The sequence below is a fragment of the Sphingopyxis sp. genome (genome assembly GCF_035944815.1).
Taxonomy (GTDB): Bacteria; Pseudomonadota; Alphaproteobacteria; order Sphingomonadales; family Sphingomonadaceae; genus Sphingopyxis.
Genome location: NZ_DASZAU010000010.1, coordinates 281,955 through 294,250, shown reverse-complemented (window position 1 = coordinate 294,250; position 12,296 = coordinate 281,955). Strand labels below are relative to the sequence as shown.

8 protein-coding genes and 2 tRNA genes are annotated in these 12,296 nt (G+C 64.3%); 5 read left to right on the top strand and 5 right to left on the bottom strand.

The genetic code is table 11. The features are described 5' to 3' along the window. Positions 1-9 precede the first annotated feature (9 nt). A tRNA-Val gene (locus tag VGU00_RS16330) sits at positions 10-84 on the bottom strand. Positions 85-155: 71 nt separating this feature from the next. Further along, positions 156-533 carry a cell cycle two-component system response regulator CpdR gene (gene cpdR, locus VGU00_RS16325; RefSeq protein WP_053554171.1) on the bottom strand — a complete coding sequence of 126 codons (378 nt, stop codon included), beginning with the start codon at positions 531-533 and terminating at the stop codon, positions 156-158. Between the two features lie 138 nt (positions 534-671). Between cpdR and VGU00_RS16320 the strand changes: the two genes are divergently transcribed. Then, positions 672-1,547, top strand: coding sequence for an N-formylglutamate amidohydrolase (locus VGU00_RS16320; RefSeq protein WP_327470374.1), 876 nt, complete (start codon positions 672-674; stop codon positions 1,545-1,547). Positions 1,548-1,729: 182 nt separating this feature from the next. On the opposite strand, the gene VGU00_RS16315 is transcribed toward VGU00_RS16320, so the two are convergent. Both VGU00_RS16315 and VGU00_RS16310 read right to left on the bottom strand, forming a co-directional pair. Then, positions 1,730-1,806, bottom strand: a tRNA-Pro gene (locus VGU00_RS16315). A gap of 107 nt (positions 1,807-1,913) precedes the next feature. Continuing rightward, positions 1,914-2,354, bottom strand: a complete 441-nt coding sequence (locus VGU00_RS16310; RefSeq protein WP_327470372.1) for a JAB domain-containing protein — start codon at positions 2,352-2,354, stop codon at positions 1,914-1,916. A 130-nt stretch (positions 2,355-2,484) separates the two neighbouring features. Here VGU00_RS16310 and thyA point away from each other — a divergent pair, with 130 nt between their 5' ends. The 4 genes from thyA (at position 2,485) to VGU00_RS16290 (ending at position 7,123) form a co-directional block, all read left to right on the top strand. After that, a complete protein-coding gene (gene thyA / locus VGU00_RS16305) occupies positions 2,485-3,420 on the top strand; it encodes a thymidylate synthase (protein ID WP_327470370.1) in 936 nt (311 codons plus the stop codon). A gap of 91 nt (positions 3,421-3,511) precedes the next feature. Beyond that, positions 3,512-4,822: a 3-methyl-2-oxobutanoate dehydrogenase (2-methylpropanoyl-transferring) subunit alpha gene (locus VGU00_RS16300; protein ID WP_327470368.1), complete on the top strand. Its 1,311-nt coding sequence runs from the start codon at positions 3,512-3,514 to the stop codon at positions 4,820-4,822. Next, positions 4,822-5,844, top strand: a complete 1,023-nt coding sequence (locus VGU00_RS16295) for an alpha-ketoacid dehydrogenase subunit beta (RefSeq protein WP_327470366.1) — start codon at positions 4,822-4,824, stop codon at positions 5,842-5,844. The genes VGU00_RS16300 and VGU00_RS16295 overlap by 1 nt, the downstream gene beginning before the upstream one ends. Before the next feature lie 4 nt (positions 5,845-5,848). Further along, positions 5,849-7,123, top strand: a complete 1,275-nt coding sequence (locus VGU00_RS16290; RefSeq protein ID WP_327470364.1) for a dihydrolipoamide acetyltransferase family protein — start codon at positions 5,849-5,851, stop codon at positions 7,121-7,123. Between the two features lie 42 nt (positions 7,124-7,165). On the opposite strand, the gene VGU00_RS16285 is transcribed toward VGU00_RS16290, so the two are convergent. Continuing rightward, the gene (locus VGU00_RS16285) at positions 7,166-12,256 is read right to left on the bottom strand and encodes a hypothetical protein (protein ID WP_327470362.1); all 5,091 of its coding nucleotides are present in this window, start codon (positions 12,254-12,256) and stop codon (positions 7,166-7,168) included. Between the last annotated feature and the right edge of the window lie 40 nt (positions 12,257-12,296).

Below are 12,296 nucleotides of genomic sequence, written 5' to 3'. Positions count from 1 at the left end.
CGTTTTTAATGGTGGGCGTGGCAAGGATTGAACTTGCGACCCCTGCGATGTCAACACAGTGCTCTACCACTGAGCTACACGCCCATCCCTTGGGGTGACGCGCCCCCTAAAGGCCTCCGCGCAGCTTGGCAACCCCTTCGCGCAAGACCGTGTCGTTATTGTTGGCTGGACCGGTCGGCGCGACCGAACAGATTGTCGACTTCGCGCACCAGATCCTTGAGGTGAAACGGCTTCGACAGAAGCTTCGCCTGCGGTACATTTTCCTCGGCGCGCAGCGAAACCGCTGCGAAACCGGTGATGAACATGACCTGCGTTTGCGGTGCGGCCTTTGCCGTATGCTGCGCGAGCTCGATGCCGTCCATTTCGGGCATGACGATATCCGACAGCAACAGATCGAACGTACCCGAATCGATATAGGGCACAGCTTCGGTGCCGCGGTCGACCGCGGTGACATGATAACCGGCGCTGGTCAGCGCCCGCGCCAGATATTCGCGCATCACATCATCATCTTCGGCCAGCAAGATACGAATCATTCTGAAAACTGTCCCCAGAACCCGCGGCGCGCCGGTTCGGTCGGTCGCGCCCTCATCGAGAAGTCCTTCATAGCGTCAGAGATTTAACAAATTGACGCGGCGCTGGATTCATCGGGCTTTTTTTGCCACCCATCCACCATGCCGTCGTTCACCATCCCGCCTGCCGCCATCGCTGTCAACAGGCCCGCGGTGAGCGGTCCGGTGGTCGTGTCGGTCCCGCACGCCGGTCGCATCTATCCGCCCGAGATACTCGCGGCAGCACGAGTAGGACGTCCGGACCTCGAACGACTTGAGGACAGCTGGTGCGACCTCATCGCAGGCCGGGCGGCCGATGCTGGCGCGACAGTCGTCGAAGCGATGTGGGCACGCGCGGTTGCGGATCTCAACCGGGGGGAAGGGCAGATGGCGCCCGGCGAAGTCGCCATGCCGCTGCGATCGCAGTTTTCGGCGCCGGGCCGAAAGGAAAGGGCCGGGCTGGGCGTGGTGCCGACGCGGCTCGCCGATTGCGGCCCCTTGTGGAAGCGGCCGATCGATCATGCGGCCCTCCATTGGCGGCTCGAATCGTTTCACCGGCCCTATCACGCCGCCCTGACCGCCGAATTGGCAACTGCGCGCCGCCGATTCGGCCATGCGATACTGATCGACCTGCATTCGATGCCGCCAATTCCCCACGGCCAGCCCGGCCATGGTTCGCGGATCATCATCGGCGATCATTTCGGTGCGACCGCAGGTGAGTGGCTGGTCGATCGCGTGACGGCGCTGGCAGAGGGGCTGGGCGCTACCGTATCGCGGAATCAGCCTTATTCCGGCGGTCATATCGTTCGCACCCATGGCAGGCCCGCGCAGGGGGTTCATGCCGTTCAGATCGAGATCGACCGTAGCCTTTATCTTACACAGGACCGCCTGCCCGATACGGCGGCTGTGAGTCGATTGGCATGCTGGTTTGCGAATCTGGTGCGCGAGGTCGGACAAGAGCGGCCCGAATCCGAAATATTCCCGCAAGCCGCCGAATAAAAAACCACCTCGTACCGAAGTACGAGGTGGCCAGGGTCCAGGGAGGACGCACCCGCGTCAGTGCTGACGGGGTACTCGCCGCGATGGAAAGGGGGAAAACCATGGCGGCGTAATCTGAATTTAGGGGTTTGTGCGCCGACTTACAAGAAGAGACGGCGCAAAATATGCAATATGCAGGAAATTGGTCGGGGAGAGAGGATTCGAACCTCCGGCCCCTGCCTCCCGAAGACAGTGCTCTACCAGGCTGAGCTACTCCCCGACCGATCTGCGCGCCGACCGGGGTCGCCGCGAAGGCAGGGCGGTCCTCTAGACGTGCAATCTGCGAACTTCAAGCGCCAATCGGCACAACGAAGAGGATTGCTGGAACTAGAGCATTTCGGCAGTCCGAAAACTGAAATGACCGCCCACAACGAAAATCAGATGGTCGACCAGTTCGATGCCCAAGGTTCGCAGGAAAAGCGTGGCTTTCTGCGTCGTACCGATATCGGCTTCGCTAGGCCAAGCGCTGCCCGACGGGTGGTTGTGCGCCATGATGACAGAGGTAATGCTGTCGTCGAGGAGGACGCGCCAGCATCGTGGCACGATGACGCAGCGGCCGTTCGTGTCGCCATCGATACGGTGCAACCGGACCAGTCGCTCGAACGCATCGAATCCGGCGAAGATCAGCGTTTCGTGCTGGTCGTCGAACAAGGGGCGCAGCAACTGGTTCGCCACCAGATCCTCGGACTGACGCGTTACAAAGCCGGGGCGCTTGGTAGAATTGGACGCTTTGCCAACAGGCTCGAACTTGGTCATCGCCTTGGTCATGCGCTGGGATCGCGCGTTTCGAAATGCGTGACTGCCCCGCATCGGAGGCATTGTGACGTCTTGCCCGCTGGTCCCTTGTTCGCGTGCGACGCGGGGCCTAGCAAAGATGCACAAAAGCAGGGAGTGAGTCTTGCCTGAGTCCATCCATTATGAACTTCAATATCTCGACCTGATGCGGCGCATCTGGGTCGAAGGTGATGAGCGTGTCGACCGCACGGGCGTGGGTACGCGATCGCTGTTCGGCGAAACGATGCGATTCTCGCTGAAGAACGATGCCATCCCGCTGCTGACCACAAAGCGGGTCTATTGGAAGACAGCGCTGCGCGAATTGCTGTGGTTCCTGACGGGCGATACGAATATCCGCTCGCTTGTTGCGCAGGGCGTGAAAATCTGGACCGACTGGCCGCTCGACAAATATCGCCGTGAGACGGGCGACGCGATCAGCGCCGAGGATTTCGAGGCAAGGATCATCGCCGACGATGATTTTGCGGCGGCGTGGGGCGATCTGGGGCCGGTTTACGGTCATCAATGGGTCAACTGGCCGCGTTACGAACCGGCGGGCGAGGGGCTCTTCCGCCGGGCGGAGCGGGGGCACAACCAGATCGCCGCGCTGATCGACTCGCTGAAAAACAACCCCGGATCGCGCCGGCATATTTTCACCGGATGGAATGTCGCCGATCTTGATCGCATGGCGCTGCCGCCGTGCCACATGACCTATCAATTTCACGTCCGCAGCGACGGGGGGCTGTCGTGCCTGCTGTTCCAGCGCTCGTGCGATCTGGGGCTCGGCTTTGCCTTCAACGTGTTCGAGGCCGCCTTGCTGACGCGCATGGTTGCCGAACAGGCGGGCCTGCACGCGCATGAACTCGTGTGGACCGGCGGCGACGTGCATCTGTACCTGAACCATGCGGAGCTGGTCGAACAGCAGCTCTCCCGCGTGCCCGGAGGTGATCCGAAGCTTCGCATCCTTCGCCGTCCTTCGAGCATTTTTGACTATAGGTTCGAGGATTTCGTTGTCGAGGATTATGCGCCGCAAGCGCATATTTCCGCGCCTGTGGCGGTCTGACGACCGTCGTTGCATTCGTATGGCGACCGTAATAATATGTCGCCGCGTTGAAATATAACTAGGCGCGATTCGCGCCTTGAAGGACGAGGACATGCCCGAGACGGACCCCAAAAAGGATGTGGGGCGCCCGGCGAGCAATCTGCCGCCGCTGTCGCTTCATATTCCCGAACCGCGTTACCGCCCCGGCGATACGCCTGACTTCGGCGATATCGAGGTTCCGGCCGTCGAAGCGACGCCGCGCCCGAGCGAGGCGACCAAGCCCGATTCGATGCGCGAGCTGAGCTATGGCCTCGTCCGCGTGCTCGATTTCGACGGGCAGGCGAAGGGGCAATGGGATCCGAAGCTGTCGCCCGAACGGCTGCGTACAATGCTGCGCTATATGATGCTGACGCGGGCATTCGACGACCGCATGTTCCGTGCCCAGCGGCAGGGCAAGACCAGCTTCTATATGAAGTGCACCGGCGAGGAGGCGACTTCGGTGGCCTCGACGATGGCGATCGGGCGCGAGGATATGTGTTTCCCGAGCTATCGCCAGCAGGGCATCCTGATCGCGCGCGACTATCCGCTGATCCAGATGATGAACCAGATTTATTCGAATCGCGGTGACCATCTGCTCGGACGCCAGCTGCCGATCATGTATTCGGCACCCGAACATGGTTTCTTTAGCGTGTCAGGCAATCTCGCGACACAATATCCGCAGGCGGTGGGCTGGGCGATGGCGTCGGCGTCTAAGGGCGACAGCCGGATCGCGACCGTATGGTGCGGCGAAGGTTCGTCGGCCGAGGGTGACTTCCACTCCGCGCTGACCTTCGCGACCGTCTATAACGCGCCGGTCATCTTCAACATCGTCAACAACCAGTGGGCGATATCGAGCTTCTCGGGATTTGCCGGCGGCGAGCGCACGACCTTTGCCGCCCGCGCGGTGGGCTATGGTATCGCCGGGCTGCGCATCGACGGCAATGATCCGCTGGCGGTTTATGCCGCTACGCAATGGGCGGCGGACCGGGCGCGCACCAACAATGGCCCGACGCTGATCGAGCATTTCACCTATCGCAGCGAAGGCCATAGCACCTCGGACGACCCGAGCGCCTATCGCGCGGCCGACGAGGCGACCGCCTGGCCGCTGGGCGATCCGATCGCGCGGCTTCGCCAGCATCTCGAGACGATCGGCGAATGGGATGCCGAACGGCACGAGGCGCAGGCCAAGGAACTCGACGATCTCGTCAAGACGACCCAGAAGCAATCGGAAAAGCTCGGCATTCTCGGCCACGGCATGCATCAGCCGTTCGAAACGATGTTCCAGGACGTGTTCGAAGAGATGCCCTGGCACCTCAAGGAACAATGCGATCAGATGCTCGCCGAGCAAGAGGCCAAGTTCGGCCCCAATTGGAAGCCCGAATAATGGCTGAAACCAAAACCATGAACATGATCGAAGCGATCAACAGCGCCATGGACGTCATGCTCGCACGTGACCCGAACATGGTCGTGATGGGCGAGGATGTCGGCTTTTTCGGCGGTGTGTTCCGCGCAACCGCAGGCCTGCAGAAGAAGCATGGCAAGACGCGGGTGTTCGATACGCCGATCAACGAATGCGGCATCATCGGGGTTGCGGTCGGCATGGGGGCTTATGGCCTGCGCCCGGTCCCCGAAATCCAGTTCGCCGACTATATCTATCCGGGGCTCGACCAGCTCGTCAGTGAAGCAGCGCGCCTGCGCTACCGCTCGGCGAACGACTATATCTGTCCGATGACGGTGCGTACACCCTTTGGGGGAGGCATCTTCGGCGGCCAGACGCATAGCCAGTCGCCCGAAAGCATCATGACGCACATTTGCGGCGTAAAGACGGTGATCCCGTCGAACCCCTATGACGCCAAGGGGCTGCTGATCGCGGCGATCGAGGATAATGACCCTGTCGTATTCCTCGAACCCAAGCGCATCTACAACGGCCCGTTCAGCGGCTATTATGATCGCCCGGTCGAACCTTGGTCGAAGCATGACGCAAGCGCGGTGCCCGAGGATTATTACCGCATCGAACTCGGCAAGGCCGCGACGGTCCGTTCGGGCGAGGCGCTGACCATCCTCGCTTATGGCACGATGGTGCATGTCACCAAGACGATCGTCGAGGAAATGGGCGTCGATGCCGAGATCATCGATCTGCGCACTTTGCTGCCGCTCGACATCGATGCGATCGAGACCTCGGTGAAGAAGACCGGCCGCTGCCTGATTATCCACGAAGCGACGCGCACGTCGGGCTTTGGCGCCGAACTGGCGGCGCTGGTTCAGGAGCGCTGCTTCTATCATCTCGAAGCACCGGTCGAACGCGTCACCGGCTTCGATACGCCTTATCCGCATAGCCTTGAATGGGCCTATTTCCCCGGCCCGGTGCGCATCGCGACCGCGCTGACCAAGATTTTGAAGGACTGACGCCATGGCCCGTTATTCATTCCGTCTGCCCGACATCGGCGAAGGCATCGCCGAAGCCGAAATCGTCGCCTGGCACGTGCGTGTAGGCGAACGCGTCGAGGAAGACGCGCAGCTTGCCGACATGATGACCGACAAGGCGACCGTCGAAATGGAGTCGCCCGTTTCGGGCATCGTCGTCGAGCTGGCGGGCGAGGTCGGCGACCTGATCCCGATCGGATCGACGCTCGCGGTGATCGAGACCGATGGCGACGACGACGAAGTCGAAGCGCCGCCCGCCGATACGCCGGTCGAACAGGAAATTGTGGCGGAAACGCCCGGTGCCGAAGAGGTATCGGTCGCCGAGGTTGCTGCGCCTGCACCCGTCGCCGTGCCCGCGCCGACGCCGGCACCGGAGCCCGTCGCCGCTGCCGACCATAGTCGCGCTGTGCTGGCGTCGCCGGCGGTGCGCGCCCGCGCCAAGGATCTCGGCGTCGACCTCGGCCAGGTACAGGCCGAGGGCGACCGTATCCGCCATTCCGACCTCGACGCTTTCCTGCGCTACAGCGGCGGGCAGGGCTATCACGCGCCGGGTGCGAGCCGCGCCCGCGCCGACGAGCCGATCAAGGTTATAGGCATGCGCCGCAAGATCGCCGAGAATATGGCGGCGTCGAAGCGCGCGATCCCGCATTTCACCTATGTCGAGGAAATGGACGTCACCGCACTCGAAGAGATGCGCGCCGATTTGAACGCCAATCGCGGCGGGCGTCCGAAGCTGACGATGCTGCCTTTCCTGATCGTCGCGATCTGCCGCACCATTCCGCAGTTCCCGATGATCAATGCGCGCTACGACGACGAAGGCGGTGTCGTGACGCGTTATGGCGCGGTGCATCTGGGCATGGCGACGCAGACCGACGCGGGGCTGATGGTTCCGGTGATCCGCGACGCGCAGGACAAGAATGTATGGCAGCTCGCGAGCGAGATCACGCGCCTCGCCGAAGCCGCGCGCACCGGCAAGGCCAAGGTCGAAGAACTGACCGGCGGCACGCTGACCGTCACCTCGCTCGGCCCGCTCGGCGGCATCGCGACGACGCCGGTGATCAACCGTCCCGAAGTCGCGATCATCGGTCCGAACAAGATCGTCGAGCGCCCGGTGTTCGACGGCGACGACATCCGCCGCGCGAAGCTGATGAACCTGTCGATCAGCTGCGACCACCGCGTCGTCGATGGCTGGGATGCCGCCAGCTATGTGCAGGCGCTCAAGAAGCTGATCGAGACGCCGGTCCTGCTGTTCGCCGACTGAGCCTGACTGCCGTCCCCTGCCCGGGCGGGGGACGGCGGCTTGTTACAGCCCCAACCCGGCGAAACTCGTCTGGTCGAACTTCAGCTTGAAGGTCACATAGGCGCCCGAGCGCGAGAAGCGTGCATCTTCGAAATCGCGGTCGTGGAAGCCCGCGAAATTATAGCCGAAGGTGATGTTCGCATTCTTCATCGGCGCCAGCGTCACCGTCGGGCCGCCGGCCCAGCTCACCGTATCGGCGTCGGTGCCGACGCGCACGGTGCCCGACGCACCGACGTCGACATGTTCGCCAAGGTTGAAGCGGAAGTCGGCGCCGATCAGGTTCGACCAGCCCTTGACGTCGTCGGCGCCGAAGCGGTCGAAATTATAGCGCGTGCCCCAGAAGAGGCCGAATTCGGCGCGTTCATACCACATGCCGTCCTGACCGCGTTCGCCGAGCGGAGCCCAGTTCAGCGACAGGCTGTTGAGCAGGCGGCGGCTCGTCGCATCGCCGTCGATCGTCAGCGCGCCGCCACCGATCGGGCCGGGCTGGCCGGCGATCGCATCGCGTACCTTGTCCGACCGGAACTCGCTCTTGTTGAGCCACGAAACGCGTGAGTCGGCGGGGCGGTGCGCCCAGCTCATTTCGAAATTGATGACTTCGGTCGTCGGCGTGGTCCCGCTGCCGCTTGCCTTGGCATAAGTGAAGAGTGCCCCCAGCGCGCGGCCTTCGCCGAGCTGGCGGAGACCGCCGAGCGTCAGGCCGTAGCGGTTGGCGAGCTCGCCATCGCGATATTCGGCGCGGCCGGTCAGCGTCCAGCGGTCGGCCCGATAGGTCGCGCCGGTGCTGATCGCGATGAAATCTTCGGTCAGCGTGCCGCCGTTGCCGAGGAAGCCGCCCGATGCCACGGGCTGATCGACGTTGAGCACATCCCTTGCGCGCACGCCGCCGATGGTGCGGTTGCCATCGACCGACAGATCGACCGACCAGCGTTCGCCAAGCTTCAGCGACTGGGACAAGCCATAGGCGGCGAAGCTGCGCGGACCATATTCGCCGATTTCTTGGCTGTTTGCCGTCGCGAGCAGGCGCGCGCCGGCCCAGGGGGCCAGGTCGAAGCCGAGCCGCGCGGTGCGTGCCTTGATCGTATCGCCGTCGGCGATCTCGTAGCTGCCGACCAGATTGACGTCACGGGTAACCGCGAAGCGCGCGCCGAGGCGGTGACGGGTCGGGAAATCGACGCTGGCATCCTTGCCGCCCAGCGCAAATTCGGTCTGCGCGTCGAGTTCGAGGCGCTTGCCCATCAGGCGCTGCGTCGCACCGAGCTGGACGATGTTCGACCGGTTGCGCGTGCCGTCGGTTAGGCGGTCGTCGGCATGGGTCAGGCCGGCGCGTGCGACGGTGGTGCCATTGTCATATTCGGCGAGCATGCGCGCGGCGCGGCGGCGCGATCCGGTGTCGAGATAATCTTCCTGCCACGCGCTGCCGGTCAGCGAGAGCGTGCGGGTGGCGCGCAGGCGGGCGTCGACGCCGAATTTGCGCGTGCCATCCTCGCCGCGATTGAGCTGGCCGGCGCCGAAGCCCGACTCGCGCTCGCGGACATAGGCGAGGAAGTCGGCGTTGCTGCTGTGATGCTCGGCCTCGATCAGCCAGGCCTTGGCGGAGCCGGCAGCGGCCGCCCCGCCGTTTACGGACTTGGCGTCGCTGACCGCGAGTTCGGCGCGGACTTCGGTGTCGATATTCGGACGATAGCGCGCGTCGACGCCGCCAAGGTTGGTTTTGGCGTTGCCGTCCTCGTCGTGGATGAAGGTCGCGCCGACGCGGATCTTCTCGTCATTCGACTGGTAGCTGACGCGGCCACCGGCGTTGAGCACGCGCTGGCCGACGCCGTCCGTCTCATATTCGGCTACGATGAACTGAGGGTCGAGGTTCGACGAGCGGCTGAGCACGGGCTCGCGGAAACGGATCGTGCCTGACAGATAATCGATATCATAATCGACATGGCGCGACAGGCTGACGCTGTCGACGATGCGTTCGCTGTGCAACCGGTCGCGCGTTTCGATGACGATCCGTTCGCTGTTCGGCAGGATATCCTTCGCGCCGAGCTGGTACGGGCCGGTCAGGCCGTTGCCCTGGATTTCGTCGCGGCGGAAGCGGTACGGCGTATCGGCGACGAACGCCGTCGCGGCGATATTGCGGCCACGATATTCGGCCTTGCCGCCGTTCAGCGCGCGCTGGTAGCGGGCGAGTTCGGGTTCGGAAATGCCGGTCTCGATATCGCCGAACATCGCATAGAATTGCGGGCGTTCGAGGCGCAGATAGAGCTTGCGCACCGATGCGGCATCATAGCGTGTCTCGTTGCGGTCGGCGTAGATGGTATAATAGGCGCGCGGGTCGATCACGCCGCCGAAACGGGCGTCGTCCTTGTCCTTGTCGCTGTCATAGGCCAGCGTCATGAGCCATTTTCCGCGCACGCGGCCTTTGGCATAGAGGGCGAGGCGAGCATCGGCGTTGAGATCGTCGGTCGTTTCGGCGACGGGTTCCATGCGATCATCGAGCGTATTGTAGCCGAGCGTGCCCGCAGCAAAGCCGACGACGGTCCACGGGCGATTGCCGGGATCGAGCCAGGTCTCGATCGTCTGCTTGCGCGTGACCTTGTCGTCGCGAAAGTTGAAATCCATCGACAATGTGCCCGACGCGGTCGTCGGTTCCAGTTCGATATAGGCGATGCCGTCGTCGCCATCGATCTTCCACACCGGCTGCGCGCGTTCGAGCCCGGCAAGCTGGCGTGCTTGCTGCGCGTCGGCCTCGACCGCCGGATAATAGGGAGCGGGGACGGCGAAGTCGCCCGTCAGGCCGGCGCGAACCGGCTTGCCGTCGCGGTCGGTCAGGCGCACCGCGATCATCGGGCGGGTGACGCCATCGGCGACCAGCACCGACTTTTCGCGGATCAGCGACGCGCGCATCGGCGTGATCGAATAATGGACGCTGCGTTCGAGCGTTTCGACGGTAGCGCCGTTCGCGTCCTTTACCTCGGCGACAAGGCGGTTCTCGCCTTCGCGGATTTCAAGACCGCGCCACAGGCTGACAGCGACGCTGCCGTCGGCGGACTTGCTGGCGCCTTCAAAGGTCAGTTCGCCCGCGGGCTTGCCGTTGACGCGGAGCGAGACCGTCTGGCCCGGGACGTGCTTCACCGCCGCGCGGATCGCCTTGGCGCGCGGATTATGGTCGATTTCGGGGAAAATCCACGCGATGCCCGGCGCCTGGCCGGCAAGCCAGTCGCGACCGGCGCCGGCCGCTTCGGGATCGCTCAGCACCTTGGGCGCCTCGATCGCCGCCTGTTCGGGTGCCGCGCGCGGTTTGCCGGCGACGGCGCGGAAGTCGGCGCGCTTCAGCGAACCGCCGCGGCCCTCGACGAAGCGCGAGATGGCGCTGCCGGCACTCTGCGTCGAACGGGCGCAATCGACGGCTTCACGGTCGAGCGGCAGGGTCGACGGGTCGATCTGGACGACGTGGATGCCGGGGCGCACGCCCTCGAAATGATAACGTCCGTCCTCGTCGGTGACGGTGTAGCTGCCGTCCTGCAGCATGACGCGGACGCCCATGATGCCGTCGGCCTTGCCCGGATCGACGCTGCAGCCGCCGTCGGTGATCCGGCCGATGATCGTCATCCGGTCGCCAAGCTGGTCGCGTTTGATCGAAATCGTTGCTTCGGCGATGTTGCTCTGGGCCCCGCGATTGTCGATGGCGGTCGCGCGGTTGAGCGCGTTGCCCGGCTGCGCCGATACGATGACTTCGGCGAGATAGGTCAGCAGCGCCGAGCGCGATGCGGCAATGGTCGGGATCGTGACGGCAAATTCGCGTCCGTTGCCGGCGACATCGGCGGTCACGCGCACGCCGTCGACGCGGACGGTGTCGGGGCGCAGGCGCATGCCGGCAGGCAGCACGTCACGCACGGTGACCGCGCCCGTGTTGCGGCGCGCGTCGCGGTTGGCGACTTCGATGCGATACTGGATCACGTCGCCGGGCACCGCGACCTGTGTCGACGTCGTCTTGCGCAGGACAAGCGGCAGGCCGGGCTGGTCGACCGGAATGTCGACGCGAACGGGCGCGGGGCTGCTCAGCGTGAAGATATTGCCATAGCTCGCGCCGGTGATTTCGAACGGCAGGCCGTCGTCGGGACGCCGCAGCCCGGCGAGGTCGGCGGGGTTCGACTTCGACGGCGCAGTGAAAGGCGTGGGCGGTTCGACGACGAGGCGATAGCTGCCCGGCGCGACGAAGGGGAAACGATAGTCGCCCGGCGGGAAGCTGTACGTCGTGCCGCCGGCGTCGGTGACGCTCTGGCCGGTGACGACGCTCGACGGATAGGCGGAAACGCCATCGTCGCCGAACACCTGCGCCGGCTGTCCGGTTGCGGCATCGACGATCGTCACGCGGCTGCCGGGCACGGGGGTGCCGTCGCCGCTGTCGAACACGATGCCGAACGGGTCGACGAGGAAGTTGATCGTCGCGAGCGCGACAAGGCTGGCGTTCGCCTGGTCGGTCACGCGGAGCGTCAGCGGTGCACCGGGATTGACCGACAGGCGGCAATCGCCCTGCGTCACGGCAGGGGGGACGCCGATCGTGTTGATGATGCCGACGAATTCGCCGCTGTTGTTGGCGGTTTCGGTCAGCGTGATCTGTTCGCGATCGCCATTTTCCAGTTCGAGAACGACATCCAGCGCGTCACGCGCCTGCGGATCGACATTGGCCGATGCGAGCGTGACGCCGACGACCAGCACTTCGCCGGCGCGGAAATTGTTGGTGCCTTGCAGCGAGGCGGGGGCGGTCGAAATGCCTTCGTAGACGCCGCCAAGGGGGATGGTCGTGCTGATGCTGCGACCCACGGCGCGCGCGCACTGCGTCGGGGCGATCGGCACCGATTTGTTGCCGCTTCCGCTGGTCAGGCGATAGGTCGCGATCGTCGGCCGTTCAGGCGGGCGCGGGGCCACCGTCACATCGACGCGGTTCGACAGCGCCTGTCCGGGCTGCCCGTCATGCGTCCACTGCGCCGCCGCAGTGTTGGTGATGACCTGTGCGTTCGCCGCGGGTGCCGCGGGCAGCAGTGCTGCCGCGACCAGGGCGGTCACGAGGCCGAAATATTTGCTGGTGCGTGTCATCAGAAGCCCCGAAAGGAGCAGCGGGAGACGGTTTTCGGGC

Bases quoted from the DNA above. Each gene is read 5' to 3' on its own strand.
- cpdR (WP_053554171.1), bottom strand. From the start codon at position 533: ATGATTCGTATCTTGCTGGCCGAAGATGATGATGTGATGCGCGAATAT.
- VGU00_RS16320 (WP_327470374.1), top strand. From the start codon at position 672: ATGCCGTCGTTCACCATCCCGCCTGCCGCCATCGCTGTCAACAGGCCC.
- VGU00_RS16310 (WP_327470372.1), bottom strand. From the start codon at position 2,354: ATGACCAAGGCGATGACCAAGTTCGAGCCTGTTGGCAAAGCGTCCAAT.
- VGU00_RS16300 (WP_327470368.1), top strand. From the start codon at position 3,512: ATGCCCGAGACGGACCCCAAAAAGGATGTGGGGCGCCCGGCGAGCAAT.
- VGU00_RS16295 (WP_327470366.1), top strand. From the start codon at position 4,822: ATGGCTGAAACCAAAACCATGAACATGATCGAAGCGATCAACAGCGCC.
- VGU00_RS16290 (WP_327470364.1), top strand. From the start codon at position 5,849: ATGGCCCGTTATTCATTCCGTCTGCCCGACATCGGCGAAGGCATCGCC.
- VGU00_RS16285 (WP_327470362.1), bottom strand. From the start codon at position 12,256: ATGACACGCACCAGCAAATATTTCGGCCTCGTGACCGCCCTGGTCGCG.